Source organism: Streptomyces sp. NPDC107528, from assembly GCF_055639295.1.
Window position 1 is genome coordinate 177,490 of the sequence record NZ_JBVKAV010000007.1, and the last position, 15,914, is coordinate 193,403.

The following is a 15,914-nucleotide window of genomic DNA, read 5'->3' on the forward strand; positions in this document are numbered from 1 at the left end:
TGCTCGCTCCCGGGGGCCCTCGATCACGGCCGGATCAGATCTGCGTCCGCTCCTCGACCACCTTCGCGATCTTCGCGATGGCCTCGTCGAACGGGATGCCGTTCTCCTGCGAGCCGTCGCGGTAGCGGAAGGAGACGGCGTTGTTGGCCATGTCCTCGTCGCCCGCGATGACCATGAAGGGCACCTTCTGCTTCTGGGCGTTGCGGATCTTCTTCTGCATGCGGTCCGAGGAGGAGTCCACCTCGACCCGCAGGCCCTTCTTCTTGGCCGCCGCGGCGAACTTCTCCAGGTAGTCGACGTGCCCGTCGCCGATCGGGATGCCGAGGGCCTGGACCGGGGCCAGCCACGCCGGGAAGGCGCCCGCGTAGTGCTCCAGGAGCACCGCGAAGAACCGCTCGATCGAGCCGAACAGCGCGCGGTGGATCATGACCGGGCGCTGCTTGGCGCCGTCCGGGCCGGTGTACTCCAGGTCGAAGCGCTCCGGCAGGTTGAAGTCGAGCTGGATGGTCGACATCTGCCAGGTGCGGCCGATCGCGTCCTTGGTCTGGACGGAGATCTTCGGCCCGTAGAAGGCGGCGCCGCCCGGGTCCGGGACCAGGGGCAGACCCTGCTTCTCGGCGACCTGGCGCAGCGTCTCGGTCGCCTCCTCCCAGACCTCGTCCGAGCCGACGAACTTCTCCGGGTCCTTGGTGGACAGCTCCAGGTAGAAGTCGGTCAGGCCGTAGTCGCGGAGCAGGCCGAGGACGAAGGTGAGCGTCTTGTCGAGCTCCTCCGACATCTGCTCGCGGGTGCAGTAGATGTGCGCGTCGTCCTGCGTGAAGCCACGCGCGCGGGTGAGGCCGTGCACGACGCCCGACTTCTCGTACCGGTACACGGTCCCGAACTCGAAGAGGCGCAGCGGCAGTTCACGGTAGGACCGCCCGCGGGCGTCGAAGATCAGGTTGTGCATCGGGCAGTTCATGGGCTTGAGGTAGTAGTCCACGCCCTCGTCGAGCTGCATGGGCGGGTACATGCCCTCGGCGTACCAGTCCAGGTGGCCCGACGTCTCGAAGAGCTTCCCCTTCGTCGCGTGCGGGGTGTAGACGAACTCGTAGCCCTCCTCCTCGTGGCGGCGGCGCGAGTAGTCCTCCATCACGCGGCGGACGATGCCGCCCTTGGGGTGGAAGACGGCGAGGCCGGAGCCGATCTGCTCGGGGATCGAGAACAGGTCGAGTTCGTTGCCCAGCTTGCGGTGGTCGCGCTTCTCGGCCTCGGCGAGGAAGTCGAGGTAGCCCTTGAGCTCGTCCTTGGTCGGCCAGGCGGTGCCGTAGATGCGCTGGAGCATCGGGTTCTTCTCGCTGCCGCGCCAGTAGGCGGCCGCGTTGCGCATCAGCTTGAACGCCGGGATCGCGCGGGTCGACGGCAGGTGCGGACCGCGGCAGAGGTCCTTCCAGCACAGGTCGCCGGTCTTGGCGTCCAGGTTGTCGTAGATCGTCAGCTCACCGGCGCCGACCTCGACGTCCGCGCCGTCGTCGGACGAGGCGGAGCCCTTGAGGCCGATCAGCTCCAGCTTGTAGGGCTCGGCGGCGAGTTCCGCACGGGCGTCGTCGTCGCTCACCACACGGCGGGCGAACTTCTGCCCGCGCTTCTGGATCTCCTGCATCTTCTTCTCGATGGCCTTGAGATCCTCGGGCGTGAACGGCTTCTCGACGTCGAAGTCGTAGTAGAAGCCGTCCTTGACGGGCGGGCCGATGCCCAGCTTGGCCTCGGGGAAGAGCTCCTGCACGGCCTGCGCCATCACGTGCGCGGTGGAGTGGCGCAGGATGTTCAGGCCGTCCTCGGAGGAGATCTCGACGCCCTCGACCTCCTCGCCGTCGGAGAGCACGTACGACAGATCCCTGAGCTCGCCGCCCACGCGCGCGGCGATGATCGAGCGCTCGCCGGCGAAGAGGTCGGCGGCCGTAGTGCCCGTCGTCACCACGCGTTCTTCCCGCTCGGAATCGCGTTGGATGATCACACGGACGTCTGACACCGGTCTCTCCTGACTGAAGGTGGAATGCGGCGCCATACCAGGAGCGCGCGCATTACGCGATCGTACCGACCTCGGAGGGCCGACCGCGAAACGGTCACCTTCAGTCCCGGGCGGGCATCCCTCAGTCCCCGGCGTCCTCCCCGCCGCAGGCCTCCTCGAAGAAGTCCAGATCCTCCTGGAGCGACTTCATCAGCCGGTCCCGTTCGGCCTCGTCCACCTGTACCGGTACGACGCCGCAGGCCCCGGTGACCTTGCGGAAGCCGCCTCGGCTCTCCAGGCGCCCGTGCACCCGCACCGGCAGCCCGACGAGGTGGGCGTGGCCGGCGATGCGGTACGACTCCTCGTCCAGGGTCAGCCGGACGTACGGGATCTCTGCGCCGGCGATGACGCGCAGCCGTACGGTGCCCTCGCCGCGCGTTCCCGAGCGGCGCATCCGTACGACCGCGCCGGTGATCCTGACCGGCACGGAGGGTTCCTCGCGCAGGTAGCGGGCCCCGGCCTCGCGCAGCACGGGCAGGTCGCCCGGCGAGAACTCGACCGGCTCGACCCCGCTCGCGCAGTCCTCGGGCACCCCGGCGGCGGGCGCCCACTCGACGGCGATGCGCGCCCCCTCCGTACCGCGGACGAGGGCGATCAGAGCCTCGGTGAGCTCGCGGCTGACGCCGGCCTCGACGGCACCGTCGAAGGCGTCCATGCCGCCGGTTGCGCGCTGGTAGTCGATGGCCTCACGGGCGGCGTACAGGGCCTGGTGGAGACGTACGGCGAGCGGGCGGCCCGCGCCGACGGGCACGAAGGCGGCGAGGTGGCCGCCGCCGGCCGCGGAGCCGACGAAGACGCTCTCCAGCATCGCGGCGGCCGAGCGGCGGTGCCGGGCGCCGTAGTAGCCGGCACGCGCGCGTGTGGCGAGCGCCGCGGCGAGGAGCATCTGGCGGGCGGCGGTGCGCAGTTCCTCCTCGACGGTCCAGGGCGCGGCCCCGGCGGGCCCGCTCGGCGCGTCCCGCCACCAGCGGACCTCGTCGCTGGGCACGGCCAGTCCGACCAGCACCTCGCGCGCGGAGGGCATGCCGCTGCGGGAGAGCGCGACGAGCGCCTCGCCGAGCAGGTCGTCGCTGTCGGGGAAGGCGCGGGACTCGGGGACGAGCAGGCTCGTGCCGTTGCCGCCCGGTCCCGGCGGGGTCCAGCGGCCGTAGCGTCCCGCCGCTCCCCCGCGCCGCTGCCAGCCGTGCCGGTGCAGCAGGGCGCTGAGCACCGCGGGGTCCACCTCGCCGGGCTCGGGGGGACGGTCCCAGGACGCGTGGACCGGGTGCGGCCTGACTGGCCGTACCGGCTCCTCCAGGGGGCGGTGTGTCATGGTCTGCCTCCCGTACCGACCCGCGTCATGATCTCGCAGAGCGCCCGGTCGTCGAAGATGCGTGAGGTCGGTATCCGCACGGTGGTGCGGCGCCGGCCGGTGATCGCGTGGCCGGCGAGGTTGACCCAGTAGCAGCAGTGCCGCAGGTCGAGCCGGTCATGACTGGCACGCAGCCAGTCGTCCTGGGTGCGCGGAACGAGCATCACGACGAGGATCTTGTGCACCGAGACCGGGGTGCGGGCGAGCTTCGCCAGGTGGTCGTTGTCGAGCGTGAAGGAGAAGAACCGGCCGCGCGGGTTCGGCGCGATCTGGTAGGTGGCCTTGAGCTGCACCTTTATGGTGACTTCGTCGTCGACCGTGTGGCCGGGCGCGCTGTGGCTGACGTGCCAGTCGATGCCGTTGTCGGGGAATGGCTGCGACAGGGAGCACCCGGCCGCCGCCGCGACCGCGTGCAGATACCCCACCTGCAGTGTCTCCATGCAGGCGGTGGTGGCGAGTGAACCGCGATGGGGGCCCGTGAGTTCGGGCAGCAGCCCGCCCCGCTCGGGCTGCGCTATCGCCATGACCAACAGCCTTCCACGCAAGGTGAATCCCCGTACCGGGCCGCTGAACTGCAAAGACCCGCACTCCTGTTGTGTCCTCCCGGCGTACGCCGCAAACAGCCCGGGTATCACCAAACGGGCAGAAGACGGTACGTCAGCTGCCGTGGGTGAACGAGGGGTTGTGTAGGTATGGCGTGCTGGTATGAGGGCCCGCTGGTGGCATTCGACACGGAGACGACAGGCGTGGACGTCGAGACCGACCGGATCGTTTCGGCGGCCGTCGTCGTCCAGGACGCCCCGGGTACCCGGCCACGGGTGACCCAGTGGCTGGTGAACCCGGGTGTCCCGGTGCCGGAAGCGGCAACGGCGGTACACGGACTGACGGAGGAGTATCTCCAGCGCAACGGCCGCTGGCCGGCGCCGGTGATGCAGGAGATAGCCGAGGAGTTGGCCGGTCAGGCCGCGACGGCCCGGCCGATCGTGGTGATGAACGCGCCTTTCGATCTGACGCTGCTGGACCGCGAGTTGCGCCGTCATCGCGCCTCCTCGCTGGACCACTGGTTCGAGACGACGCCCTTGCTGGTGCTCGATCCGCGCGTCCTGGACAAGCATCTGGACCGTTACCGCAAGGGTCGCCGCACCCTGACCGACCTGTGTGCGCACTACGGCGTCACGCTGGACGGCGCGCACGACGCGGCGGCCGACGCGCTGGCCTCACTGGAGGTCGTACGGGCGGTGGGACGCCGTTTCGCCGCCCGCATGGAGCGCCTGTCCCCCGCCGAACTGCACACGCTTCAGGCGGTGTGGCACGCGGCACAGGCACGCGGGCTGCAGGCGTGGTTCGCCCGCAGCGGCAGCGACGAGGCGGTGGACCCGGCGTGGCCGCTGCGCCCGGATCTGCCGGCGGCGGCATAGGAGGTGAGGCGCACAAAAAAGCCGGTCCGCTGTGGCGGACCGGCCTTTCCCGGTGGGCGATACTGGGTTCGAACCAGTGACCTCTTCGGTGTGAACGAAGCGCTCTCCCACTGAGCTAATCGCCCGGGAACGGACTGAACAATACAGGTCCCCTCACGGTTCCTTCAAACCGCTTGATGGCCGTCTTCATGGCCGCCTTGCCGCGCACGGGCCAAGTGGGCCGCAAGGCCCCGCTGACCGGAGCGCATCATCAGCCAGTGGTTGGCGCGGAAGACGGGCCGCCCGGGTACGGCGAGCCGCCTCAGCAGGGGCTTGTTGACATCGACGACCTGCTCGTAGCGCGCCATGGTCCCGCTGCCGTCCGGAGCCGCGGTGACCGTCCAGCGCACCCAGCCGTCGAGATCGCCGGACATGGCGATCTCGAGCACGCCCGCCCCGCGCTCCCGCCGCACCTCGCGCGCGGTGAAGGTCATGTCGTACGGGAGGACGGAGCGGATCGTGATCACGCCGCTGGTGTCGTCGATCCGGTTCACCTCGCGCACCTGGGGCCACCAGCGGGGATAGTCCTCGGCCTGTTCCAGCAGGTCGTAGACGGTGTCGGGCGGTGCGGGCAGGGCCCACAGGCTGCGGAAGCGGTAGTGGCTCCAGTCCATGGGCCGAGTCTGCCCCCGCCAAGGGGTTTCCGCCGCATCTGAGTACGTACTGAGTATGAGCACTCATGCCCTGCGGCGTGACGCGGACCACACTCCTGCCATGACGCACTTTCCGCCCCCGGCCGAGGAGTTGCGGCTCCTCGACCTCGAGCTGCGCCAACTGGACGCCCGTCGGGCCCAGTTGCTGCACCGCCGAGCCTGGCTGGTCACCGCGCTGCAAGCGGCGGCCTCCCGGTCCGCTCCGGCGCCTCTTGCCCCGCCCCGCCCCGAGGCCTCGGCGCCCCGGGTGCAGAACGTCCTGCTGGTGCTGGGCGGTGTCCTGCTGACGGTCGCCGCGATGGCGTTCACGCTGGTCAGCTGGGGGCACATGGGGATCGCCGGGCGGGGCCTGGTGCTCGGCGCGGTCACGGTGGCGGTGCTCGCCGCGCCGCTGCCGCTGCTGAAGCGCGGGCTGCGGTCGACGGCCGAGTCGGTGGCGGGCCTGGGGCTCGTGCTGACGGTGCTCGACGCCTACGCGCTGCACGAGGTCGGGTTGGCCGACGTGGACGCCACCGGCTACCTCGCGGCCGCCTCGGCCGTGCTGGCGGCCCTGTGGACGGCGTACGGCCTGCTGCCGCGCACCTCCGAGCTGCGTCTGCCCCTGCCCGCCGCTCTGATCGTCGCCCAACTCCCGCTCACGCTGTGGGCGGTGGCGGCCGACGCGAGCCTGTTCGGTATCACGGCCGCCGTGCTGGTGACGGCCGGGTTCGACGCGGGTGTGGCGCTCCGGGTGCCTGCCGGGTCCGTGCGGATCACCGCGGTGATCGGTGCGTACGGCATGGGCACCTGGGGCGTGTGGGCCGCCGGCTGGCTGTCCTGGACGGCCACCGGCCCGAGCGCCGCCGCCCGTGCGGCGGCGCTCCTCCTCTTGGCCGCGGGCATCGCGGTCGCGGCGGCGTGGCAGCAGGCCGCCGCGAAGCAGGCGCTCGGCCTCTCCGTCGCCGCCGGTCTCCTCACGGTCGCCGCGCTCGGCGGCACCGCCCGCCCCGTGCTGCCGGAGGCTTGGACGGTTCCGGTGTATCTGGCATGCGGCATCGCCCTGCTCGCGGCGATCCGGGCGGACCGGCTGCCGCAGGCGCTGCGCGACGGGCTCACCCGGGCCTCCGCCGCCGTGCAGGGACTCGCCCTGCTGTGGACGCTGCCGCTGGTGGCGATCGCGCTCGTGGGTCCGGTGGCCTGGGTGGATCAGGTGTGGTCCGGGGCGCCCGGCGATGTGCGGCATGCGACGGCGGTCGACGCTCCTTGGCCCCCGTACACGGAGACGGTGCCGGTCGTCCTGGCCATGGTCGCCGCCGTACTGCTCCTCGCGGCACGCGACACCGCGTGGCGGACCCGGGCCGTGACCGGCGTGCTGGTCCTGGCATGGGCAACGGCGCTGGTCCTGCCCGCCGTGCTCGAAGTCCCCTACGCCGTGGGCCTGGTGGCCCTGGCGATCACCACGGCCGGCGCCCTCGCGGCGGCCGCGTGGATACGACCGTCCGACCAGCCGGAGACGGCGCAGGAGCCGTCGGCGACCTCGCCGGAGGAACCCGCCACAACCGCCGCGGCAGAGCCCGCAGCCGATACGGCCACTCCCATCGGCGTCCCCACCCCTCGCGCGACCGCCACGGTCCTCGCCCTCCTCACCTCACTCCCGCTCGCCTTCCTCTCGCTGACCACGGAGGCCGCGACCCTCACCGTGCTCGCCGCGCTGACGGCGCTCTTCGCGGTGACCGCCTGGAAGGCGCACCTCACTCCGGTCACGGCCCCGGCCGGGCTCGCTTACGCCGCCGGGCTGGCCTGTGCGGCGGGGGCCGCGGCCGGCTGGCAGGCGCAGTACGTCGCCCTGCTGGTCCTGGTGGTCCCGGTGGCGGCGGCTCTGCTCGCGGCACGGCTCGGTGACGCGCGGGCGACGGTCCCGGTCGAGGTGACGGGCGCGATCGCCGCGCTGCTCGCCGTCGCGCTGGCGGCCGCCCCGGCCGACCTGCCGATGCTGGCCCTGGTGCTGGCGCTGTGCGGTGTGATCACCGCCGGTACGGCGATCCGCCCGGAACGCCGGTCCGTGGGCTACGTCTCCGCCGCGCTGTTCGTGCTGGCCACGTGGGTGCGCCTGGCGGCCTGGGACGTCGGGACGCCCGAGGCCTACACGCTGCCGGTCACCGTCCCTGCCCTGCTGGTCGGCGCCCTGCGCAGGCGCCGCGATCCGCAGACCTCCTCCTGGACGGCGTACGGCCCCGGTCTCGCCGCCACCCTCGTGCCGAGCCTCCTCGCGGCCTGGGGCGACCCGCAGTGGACCCGCCCCCTGCTCCTCGGCCTGGCGGCCCTGGCGGTCACCCTGCTCGGCGCCCGCCACCACCTCCAGGCACCACTCCTCCTCGGCGGCGCGGTGCTGGCCCTGGATGCCCTGCACGAACTCGCCCCGTACATCGCCCAGGTGACCGATGCACTCCCCCGCTGGGTACCGCCCGCCCTGGCCGGCCTCCTGCTCCTGGCCATAGGAGCGACGTACGAGCAACGCCTCAGGGACGCCCGAAAGATGCAGGACTTCCTGGGCAACATGCACTGAAGCCCACCCAGGGGCGCGGGGAACCGCGCGACCAGCCACAACGGCCGCGCAGTTCCCCACAACCTGTTACGGCATCCTGTCCCCCAACAACGCCAGGTTCTCAATGGCGGCGAGCCCGTACAGCGCGGTGTCGTTGGTGGACACCCAGGCGGCCTCGCTGCCCGGGACCAGCGCGTCGGGGCCGCTCAGCTTCTCCGTCCGCCACGGTGCCGACTCCTTGTAGCCGTCGGAGTTGTAGAACTTCTCCCACGCACGCGTGGCGAGCTTCTCGTCGCCGGTCCGGACGGCGGCGTACGCGTCCAGGCGCGAGTGCCCCTGGAAGAGCAGCAGGGAGCCGAAGTTGGAGCCGTAGCGTGCCGCCTGCTCGGTCTTCGTCGCGTTGAAGTAGCGGCAGTAGTCGTAGTACGCCTCGTTGAACTTCGGCATGTCGACCAGGTCGATCAGCTCGGCGCACAGTTCGTTCAGGCCGAAGACCGCGGAGAGGTGGGAGACGCCGACGACGGGCTTGTCGGCGACGGCGAACCTGCCGGTGTCGAGGTCGTAGAGGCCGCTGCCCTGCACGAAGCCGTTGGGCTGGGCGGCGATCGTCTCCATGGTGGACAGGACTCGCGCCTTGGCCTTCTCCCACGTGGGGCCCTTGCGCTCCCACTCCGTCAGCCAGGCCGACACCAGTCCGCTCCAGTCGGTGCCGAAGCCGATCGACAGGGCGTGCCGGTCGGGGGTGTACGGCTCGGTGCGGATCTTGCGGATCGGGTCGAGGACGAGGAAGGTCTCGTCGGAGTCGACGTTGGCGTGCATGAGGTCGCCGACGCGCTCGTCGGCGGTGAGGAAGTAGTAGTAGCGGCGATACGTCGTGTTGGCGATGCGCTGCTGCTTGGCGCTGTCGGCGTAGTGCTGCACGCCGTGCCGGGTGCCGAGGCCGGCCCATTCGCCGAGGTGGTAGACGTCGACCTCACCGGTGTGCCGGGTCATGGCCTCGGCGAACCGGAAGATGTCCGCGCGTCCGCTCCTCAGGTACGCGAACCACAGCCACAAATCGGGCGAGAGCTCGGAGTTGTCCCAGGCGTAGCCGCCGATGTCGTACCGCCACTGGTGTCTGACGGTGTCGTAGGTGTGCATGATGTCGCCGTAGTCCCAGAAGCCGTACCAACGGCGCATCTCCACCTGGTCCTTGTAGTAGGTGAAGAGGAAGTCGAGGTGGTCCTCGATCTTCGCCTTGGCCTGCGTGGAGCGGTCCGGCTCGGAGTACAGGCCCGGCCCGAAGACTCCCGCCTTGATGAGCTGAGCGGGCGGGGCTGCGAGCTGCGGCAGCACCCGTACGGCCTCGACCTGTTGGGCCAGAGTCTCGGGTGAGGGCGTCGACTCGTTGGCCCAGAAGAGGAGTTCGGAGGTGCGGGCGATGCCGTAGGGGGTGCCGAACTCGGGCTCGTAGTCCTCGTAGGTGATGTTGAGGCCTTCGAGCTGCTCGGGGTAGGTGTCCTGGCCCATGCCGTCGTGGTAGAAGCGCAGGTCCATGGGCTGTGCCTCGGGCGACCAGAGCCACATGGTGACCTCGGCCGCGTCGGCGTGGGCGTCGCGGATGTCGAGCTGGGCGGGGAATTTCTCCCAGAAGTCCCGCAGCCCGAAGGAGAGTCCGCCGCTGACGCCCCCGACGTATCCGAAGCCGGAGGCACGCCTGCCGCCGCCGGCGCCGATCCAGCCGTAGCCCCTCTTCGTGCGCTTGCGCAGGGTGAAGCCGTCGGCGGAGAGCTGGGAGAGGGTGTAGTCGCCCCACTCCGGGATGTACTGCAGCCGGGTGGTCACGCGCTGGTCCCAGGTGGACGGGTCGGGCAGCTTCTCCCCCGCGAACTGCGCCGCCTGTACGGCCGCTCCCGGATCGCGCCGCAGCCCCGTGATGCCCTTGACGGCTTCGCGAAGCATGCCGGTGCCCTCGCCGCCGATGCGGACGTGGCGGTCGTACGACTCGTCCCGCATCGGGACGGTGAAGCGCACGCCGAGGCCGCGGATGAAGTCGCCGCTCGCCTTGCCCGGCTCCTGCGTGCCGTCGTACGTGATGGTGTGGACCATGCGGAAGGAGTCGGCGCCCGCGTAGAAGTAGAGGCGGATGGAGAATGGGAGCCAGCTCCGGCCGCCCTTGCGGTGCTTGCCATCGATGCGGACGACGGCGCGGACGGGGCCCTCCTGCTCGACGGTGACCTCGGAGATGGCGCCCTCGAAGCGCTCGGTCCTCACAGCGCCCTGGTCCTCGTCCTCGATCTCGGGCTGGCGGATCAGCACGAGGCGGCCGTTCCTGGCGATCTCGGTGGAGCCGCGGGTGACCGACTTGATGAGCGTGGCGCCCGACTTGCCGATCTTCGCGGTGATGACGCCGGTGGAGACGGTGATCGCGCCACCGCTCTTGTCGACGGTGACCTTCTGCTCCGGTACGGCGGCCTCACCGGCGCTCAGAGACAGCTTGCCGTTGCCCGAACTGACCGCGTGTGCCGTCCACTTGAGCGAGCCGTCAGGCCAGTAGGCGGTCGGCCAGGACTGGACCGGCACCTCCGTGCCGTCCGCGTCCCTGACCGCGAAATCCTGGTCCTGCCGGTAGGCGCCCCTCGGCCAGGGGACGCCGACGGTGGAGCCGGGCGCGGCACCGAGGCCGCCGTCCTCCAGCCAGTCCAGGGTCACCGGGTCGTCGTCGGCTTCGGCGCCTCTCGGCGCGGCCTGCGCGCCCTTGGCTCCAAGCGCCCAGCTGAACTGCGCGGCGGCTCCGGCGACGGCGGCCGCCTTGAGGAGGGACCTGCGGGGGATGGGGGACATGGCCTTTCCTTTCCATGGACAGGTGGTCAGGGGCATGACAGAGAGAGGCGGCGCCCAGGAACGCCGGCCTTGTGCGAGGCACCGTCGGATCAGCGGTGCCGGTACCGCTCCTCCACGGCGACGGCCGCCGCCACGACGGCCCCCAGGACAGGGACCGCCAGCGGTGCGGCGAACCAGGCGGAGGCGGCCACGACGGCCAGCCCGCCGATGATCAGGAAGGACCCGGCGGGGTCGAGCACGGCACGGCGCCCGGCGTCCGTGAGCAGCGCCCGCCAGCCGGCGTCCGGTGCCCAGACCGCCGCGGCCCGCAGCAGGGCCACGACGGCACCGATCAGCGCGAACACCCCGATGGCCCCGACGAGCGGCCCGCCGGGAATCCCGGCCCGCGCGGCCTGGACGTCCACCCGGACCGCGCCCGCCATGGCCCACCCGGCGAGCCCGACGAGCCACCCGCGCCGCACGGCCACCCGGAAGTCGGCGACGAACTCCCGCAGGCCACCGCCCTCGTGGGCGATGCGGCGACGCAGATGCCGGGCCCCGGCGGCGAAGGCGGCCGGATAGGTGACCACGCCGAGGGAGGCCACCACGATCCACACACCGGTCAGCAGACACTCGGCGAACACACCGAACTTCTCGGCGGAGACGGACTCGCCGCCTGACGTACGAGCCTTCACCCGCGCTCGGGCCATCGTGACCGCCCCCTCAGCCCTTCAGTCCGGAGGTCGCCATACCGTCGATCAGATACCGCTGGAAGGCCAGGAAGAAGGCCAGCACCGGCAGCAGGGCGACGAGCGACATGGCGATCATGCCGCCGTAGTTCGCGATGCCCTCCTGGTCGACGAACATCTTCAGGCCGAGGGAGACGGTGTACTTGTCGGGCTCGTTGAGGTAGATCAGCGGGCCCATGAAGTCGTTCCAGGCGTTGATGAAGGTGAAGATCGCGCTGGTGATCAGGGCCGGCCGGCACAGCGGCAGCATGATCGACCAGTAGATCCGGAAGTGGCCGCAGCCGTCGAGGCGGGCCGCCTCGTCGAGTTCCTTGGGCAGGTTCCGCATGAACTGCACCATCAGGAAGACGAAGAACGCCTCCGTGGCGAGGTACTTCCCGAGCAGCAGCGGGGTGTAGGTGTTGATCATCTCCATGTTGCGGAACAGCACGTACTGCGGGATCAGCAGCACGTGGTACGGCAGCAGGAGAGTGCCGATCATCAGCGTGAACAGCAGATTCCGGCCCGCGAACCGGATCCTCGCGAAGGCGTACGCCGTCAGCGAGCAGGACACCACGATCCCGATCACCGACCCGACCGCGAGGAAGAGCGAGTTGAGGAAGAAGGTGGAGATCGAGATGTCGGCGATGCCGTCGGCGAGGCTGGTGTAGTTGGAGACGCTCGGGTCGCCCGGGAAGAGGTCCAGGCTGCCGATGATGTCCTCGCTGTTCTTGAACGAGCCGCCGACGACCCAGATCACCGGGTAGAGGATCACCGCGAGGACCAGCAGGGATCCGATGTGCCAGGCGACGGAACCGGGCAGTCGGCGGCGCAGCGCCCCGGCCCGCGCGGAGGGCGCCGGCTTGATGTGCGCCGGCTTGATGTCGGTTGCCGGTGCGCTCATCAGGCGCCCTCCTCGTAGTGCACCCAGCGATTCTGGGACCAGAACAGCACCGCCGTCACCAGGGCCACCGCGACGAGCAGCATCCAGGCCATGGCGGAGGCCAGGCCCATCCGGCTGTTCTCGAAGCCCTGGACGTACAGATAGCAGGTGTAGACCATCGAGCCGTCGGCCGGACCGCAGGCGTTGCCTCCGGCGCCGCCGCCGACGATGTAGGCCGAGCTGAAGATCTGGAAGGAGTGGATGGTCTCCAGCAGGACGTTGAAGAAGAGGACCGGGGAGATCATCGGCAGGGTGATGTTCCAGAACCGCCGCAGCTTGCCCGCCCCGTCGACCTCGGCCGCCTCGTACAGCTCGCGCGGGACCTGCTTGAGGCCGGCGAGGAAGATGACCATGGGGGCGCCGAACTGCCAGACGGTGAGCGCCACCAGACTGTAGATGATCAGGTCCGGATCGCCCGTCCAGCCGCCGACGTCGATCCCGAAGATCTTCTGCGTACGGTCGACGATCGCGTCGTCCGAGAAGATCGCCTTCCAGACGATGGCGACGGAGACGCTCGCGCCGATCAGCGACGGAGCGTAGAAGGCGGCCCGGTAGAAGGCCTGCCCGCGCCGCTTCTGGGCCAGGAGGAGCGCCACGCCAAGGGCCGCGAGCAGCTTGAGCGGCGTGCCGACGACGACGTACCAGAGCGTCACCTGCACCGAGTGGCGCCAGCGTGGGTCGCCGAACATCTCGGAGAAGTTGTCGAGGCCGATCCACTTGGGCGCGTCGAAGAGGTTGTAGTCGGTGAAGGCGAAGTAGAGCGAGGCGATCATCGGGCCTGCCGTGAGCAGCAGGAACCCGGCGATCCAGGGGGACATGAAGAGATAGCCGGCCAGGTTCTCCCGGCGGAGCCGCCGCTTGAGGGCGGCGGGACGCTCGGGCCGCACCGGGCCGTGCCGCGGCTCGGAGCCCTCGGCCGGGCCCGCCACCGCAGGGGCGTGTGTCACGGCGGTTCCCATCAGCCGGCGAGAGCCGTCTTCGACTCGGAGAAGAACTGCTTGACGGCCTCGCCCACCGACCGCTTGCCCAGCGCGAGCTCCTCGGCGATGCGCAGGAACGCGGCCTCGCAGATGTCCGCTCCGTTCGGGTGCGGGGTGATGGGCTCCAGGACGCCCGCCTCGACGAGGGAGGTCTCGTAGGCGGCGATCCCCTTGTTGACCTCGTCCGTCGGCTGGAACGCGTCGAACTGGGCCTGGGTCGCGGGCACACCCCGGTCGTAGCCCATGATCTTGGCGACCTCGGGGTCGTGCACCATGAAGTCGATGAACTGGGCGACCTCCTTGGGGTGCTCGGTGCGCCTGGAAGCGCTGAGCATCAAGGAGCCCAGGTACTGGCCGGTCTTCTTGCCGTCCGTGGTCGGGATGGGGGCGAGGCCGTATTCGCTCTTGCCCTCGGACGTGTAGCGGACCGTGAAGTTGTCCCAGGTGAACTCGCCGCCGGCGAGCTCGGCGGAGACGGCCGACTTGGGCTTGATCTGGGCGACCTTCTTGGCGTCGGCGTAGACGCCCTCCCGCACGCCCTTCTCGGCCTTGGTCCACCAGTCCGTCAGGTCCGCCTCGGTGAAGCCGAGTCCGTCCTCGGTGAAGAACGCCTTGCCGTTCTGCCGGAGGTAGAGGTCGTAGAGGTACATGACCCCGTACATGCCGCTGTCGCCGGCGCGTCCCGCCCTGTCGCGGATCCTCTTCATCGCCGCGTCGAAGTCGTCCCAGGTCCAGCCCTGTTCCGGCTTCACGCCCGCCTTGGTGTAGACGGGTTTGTCGATGACCAGGGCCATCGAGTTGGACCCGACGGGAACTCCGAGGAGCTTTCCGTCGATCTCGCCGAACTTCTCCAGTCCCGCGCGGAAGCCGTCCATCGACAGATTGCCGGCCTCGACCTGCTCATTGAGATCGAGCAGCACATTCTTCGCGTCGTATTTGCGCAGGAAGCCGATGGCATTCTGGAACACGTCCGGCGGATTCCCCCCGGAGGCCTGGGTGTTGAACTTCTTCCAGAAGTCGGTGTACGGCTGAAAGTCCGTCTTGACCTTGATCTTCGGGTACTTCTTGTGGAACAGCTCAATGGTCTTGTTGATGCGCTCGGCGCGGTCCTCGGCACCCCACCACGCGTAACGGATCGTCACCGTCCCATCGGCGGAGGCCCCTCCGTCCCCACCGCAGCCGGTCGTCGCGGCCAGCCCGAGTGTGGCCGCCGTGGCGCCGGCGGCCTTCAGGATCGTACGCCTCTCAACATTCCTGCTGGTTCTCACGGTCGAGCCTCCCCGCAGCGTCGCTGCCGCCTGCATGAATCGTTTCAAGTAAGCGCTTGCTGGCACAAGTTACGGAGGGCCTCGGGGTGCGTCAATGATTCGGACAGGAATTTCTTGTCGGCCGGCGGGGCGACGCGACGGCACATGGCGGCGAGTCGGCCGGGCCGCGTGCCCGGGTTTCTCGCGTCGGCGCAGGTCAGAGGTGTGAGGTCGGGGCGTCGAACGGCGGGTGCGGCGTACGTCCGTCCCGGTCGGTCGAAGGTCCGTTCATCACGGGTGAGCTGACGGGATGCCACCTGCGCAGGGCACGCTCCTGCCGAGCCGCGCACCGCGCATGCCGGCCGGAAACGACGGCGGCCCGCCTGCACAGTCGCAGGCGGGCCGCCGGATCCGGGTGGGCGATACTGGGTTCGAACCAGTGACCTCTTCGGTGTGAACGAAGCGCTCTCCCACTGAGCTAATCGCCCGGACGCAGGAAGAACATTACCCCATGTCAGGGGGTGCGAGTGACCAGCGGGAACCCGCACCGGCCGACGTCCGCACCCCCGTCGCGGATCACTGGTCCTTGATCTTCCAGGGCATCACTATGCCGAACTTCCACAGGTAGATCCCGAGGATCACACCCACGATCACCAAGCCGATCGACGTCAGGATGATGTTGCGACGGCGCACCTTCGGGTCGAGGGCCCGCTGGGCCGCCTCGGTGACCTTGCGCTTGGTCCAGCGCAGCACGAGCTGGGCCCATACGAACTCGGTCGCCCAGACCGCCATGCCCCCGAAGATGACCACCCAGCCGGGACCCGGGAGAGGCAGCAGGATGATGCCTGTCACGACTATCGCCAGGCCGATGACGAAGACGCCCACCTGCCAGCTGAGATGCAGCGCTCTACGCGCCTTGACGAACTCCGGCGCTCTTGAGCCGAGCCCCTGCTCGCTGTCGCCCTTCACACCGTCCACTTCGGTCTCGTAGTCAGCCACGGCAACCTCGCCCGGCTCGTCACTCCCCGTATTCATACGGCCAAACCCTACCGGACGGAAACCAGTCACCGGAATGGTCGTACCTCGCGAACGGGTTCTCGGCCGGAAGAGTTACGTAAACACACGCAAAACACTCAGAGGGGTTTACAACGGCACCGTAGGTGGCATGTCGATTTCGCC

General features: G+C 69.9%; 12 protein-coding genes and 2 tRNA genes. 2 read left to right on the forward strand and 12 right to left on the reverse strand.

The annotated features are described in order from the left end of the window. Positions 1–34: 34 nt before the first annotated feature. The 3 genes from thrS to ACZ7L5_RS23195 form a co-directional block, all read right to left on the reverse strand. Complete coding sequence (gene thrS / locus ACZ7L5_RS23185; RefSeq protein WP_471518570.1) at positions 35–2,011, reverse strand: threonine--tRNA ligase; 1,977 nt, start codon at positions 2,009–2,011, stop codon at positions 35–37. Between the two features lie 121 nt (positions 2,012–2,132). Next, positions 2,133–3,362, reverse strand: coding sequence for a hypothetical protein (locus tag ACZ7L5_RS23190; protein WP_365066720.1), 1,230 nt, complete (start codon positions 3,360–3,362; stop codon positions 2,133–2,135). Next, positions 3,359–3,925, reverse strand: a complete 567-nt coding sequence (locus ACZ7L5_RS23195; protein WP_328882861.1) for a DUF4365 domain-containing protein — start codon at positions 3,923–3,925, stop codon at positions 3,359–3,361. Before ACZ7L5_RS23195 ends, ACZ7L5_RS23190 begins: the two co-directional genes overlap by 4 nt. 168 nt (positions 3,926–4,093) lie before the next feature. On the opposite strand from ACZ7L5_RS23195, the gene ACZ7L5_RS23200 reads away from it, so the two are divergent. Further along, on the forward strand, positions 4,094–4,819 hold the full coding sequence (locus ACZ7L5_RS23200) for an exonuclease domain-containing protein (RefSeq protein ID WP_471518571.1): 726 nt from the start codon (positions 4,094–4,096) through the stop codon (positions 4,817–4,819). Positions 4,820–4,872: 53 nt separating this feature from the next. Here ACZ7L5_RS23200 and ACZ7L5_RS23205 read toward each other — a convergent pair. Together ACZ7L5_RS23205 and ACZ7L5_RS23210 are read right to left on the reverse strand one after the other, a co-directional pair. Further along, positions 4,873–4,944 (reverse strand) — tRNA-Val (locus tag ACZ7L5_RS23205). 39 nt (positions 4,945–4,983) lie between these two features. Next, on the reverse strand, positions 4,984–5,472 hold the full coding sequence (locus ACZ7L5_RS23210; protein WP_471518572.1) for an SRPBCC family protein: 489 nt from the start codon (positions 5,470–5,472) through the stop codon (positions 4,984–4,986). Between the two features lie 100 nt (positions 5,473–5,572). On the opposite strand from ACZ7L5_RS23210, the gene ACZ7L5_RS23215 reads away from it, so the two are divergent. Further along, positions 5,573–8,056 (forward strand): SCO7613 C-terminal domain-containing membrane protein, encoded by a 2,484-nt coding sequence (locus ACZ7L5_RS23215; protein ID WP_471518573.1) that lies wholly within the window; start codon positions 5,573–5,575, stop codon positions 8,054–8,056. Positions 8,057–8,122: 66 nt separating this feature from the next. On the opposite strand, the gene ACZ7L5_RS23220 is transcribed toward ACZ7L5_RS23215, so the two are convergent. From ACZ7L5_RS23220 to ACZ7L5_RS23250, 7 genes are all read right to left on the reverse strand, one after another. After that, entirely contained in the window at positions 8,123–10,858 is a 2,736-nt protein-coding gene (locus ACZ7L5_RS23220) for an exo-rhamnogalacturonan lyase family protein (protein ID WP_471518574.1), read from the reverse strand. Between the two features lie 89 nt (positions 10,859–10,947). Beyond that, on the reverse strand, positions 10,948–11,547 hold the full coding sequence (locus ACZ7L5_RS23225; protein WP_471518575.1) for a hypothetical protein: 600 nt from the start codon (positions 11,545–11,547) through the stop codon (positions 10,948–10,950). A gap of 13 nt (positions 11,548–11,560) precedes the next feature. Beyond that, positions 11,561–12,469: a carbohydrate ABC transporter permease gene (locus ACZ7L5_RS23230; RefSeq protein ID WP_363041065.1), complete on the reverse strand. Its 909-nt coding sequence runs from the start codon at positions 12,467–12,469 to the stop codon at positions 11,561–11,563. Continuing rightward, the gene (locus ACZ7L5_RS23235) at positions 12,469–13,467 is read right to left on the reverse strand and encodes a carbohydrate ABC transporter permease (RefSeq protein ID WP_471518576.1); all 999 of its coding nucleotides are present in this window, start codon (positions 13,465–13,467) and stop codon (positions 12,469–12,471) included. Before ACZ7L5_RS23235 ends, ACZ7L5_RS23230 begins: the two co-directional genes overlap by 1 nt. Further along, complete coding sequence (locus ACZ7L5_RS23240; protein ID WP_471518577.1) at positions 13,467–14,756, reverse strand: ABC transporter substrate-binding protein; 1,290 nt, start codon at positions 14,754–14,756, stop codon at positions 13,467–13,469. Before ACZ7L5_RS23240 ends, ACZ7L5_RS23235 begins: the two co-directional genes overlap by 1 nt. 395 nt (positions 14,757–15,151) lie before the next feature. Continuing rightward, positions 15,152–15,223: transfer RNA gene (locus tag ACZ7L5_RS23245), tRNA-Val, on the reverse strand. 88 nt (positions 15,224–15,311) lie between these two features. Further along, positions 15,312–15,770, reverse strand: a complete 459-nt coding sequence (locus ACZ7L5_RS23250) for a TIGR02611 family protein (RefSeq protein ID WP_471518578.1) — start codon at positions 15,768–15,770, stop codon at positions 15,312–15,314. Positions 15,771–15,914 lie beyond the last annotated feature (144 nt).

What these genes read in the sequence shown, in the direction of transcription:
- ACZ7L5_RS23190 (WP_365066720.1), bottom strand. Translation starts at nt 3,362, where the DNA reads ATGACACACCGCCCCCTGGAGGAGCCGGTACGGCCAGTCAGGCCGCAC.
- ACZ7L5_RS23195 (WP_328882861.1), bottom strand. Translation starts at nt 3,925, where the DNA reads ATGGCGATAGCGCAGCCCGAGCGGGGCGGGCTGCTGCCCGAACTCACG.
- ACZ7L5_RS23200 (WP_471518571.1), top strand. Translation starts at nt 4,094, where the DNA reads ATGGCGTGCTGGTATGAGGGCCCGCTGGTGGCATTCGACACGGAGACG.
- ACZ7L5_RS23210 (WP_471518572.1), bottom strand. Translation starts at nt 5,472, where the DNA reads ATGGACTGGAGCCACTACCGCTTCCGCAGCCTGTGGGCCCTGCCCGCA.
- ACZ7L5_RS23215 (WP_471518573.1), top strand. Translation starts at nt 5,573, where the DNA reads ATGACGCACTTTCCGCCCCCGGCCGAGGAGTTGCGGCTCCTCGACCTC.
- ACZ7L5_RS23220 (WP_471518574.1), bottom strand. Translation starts at nt 10,858, where the DNA reads ATGTCCCCCATCCCCCGCAGGTCCCTCCTCAAGGCGGCCGCCGTCGCC.
- ACZ7L5_RS23225 (WP_471518575.1), bottom strand. Translation starts at nt 11,547, where the DNA reads ATGGCCCGAGCGCGGGTGAAGGCTCGTACGTCAGGCGGCGAGTCCGTC.
- ACZ7L5_RS23230 (WP_363041065.1), bottom strand. Translation starts at nt 12,469, where the DNA reads ATGAGCGCACCGGCAACCGACATCAAGCCGGCGCACATCAAGCCGGCG.
- ACZ7L5_RS23235 (WP_471518576.1), bottom strand. Translation starts at nt 13,467, where the DNA reads ATGGGAACCGCCGTGACACACGCCCCTGCGGTGGCGGGCCCGGCCGAG.
- ACZ7L5_RS23250 (WP_471518578.1), bottom strand. Translation starts at nt 15,770, where the DNA reads ATGAATACGGGGAGTGACGAGCCGGGCGAGGTTGCCGTGGCTGACTAC.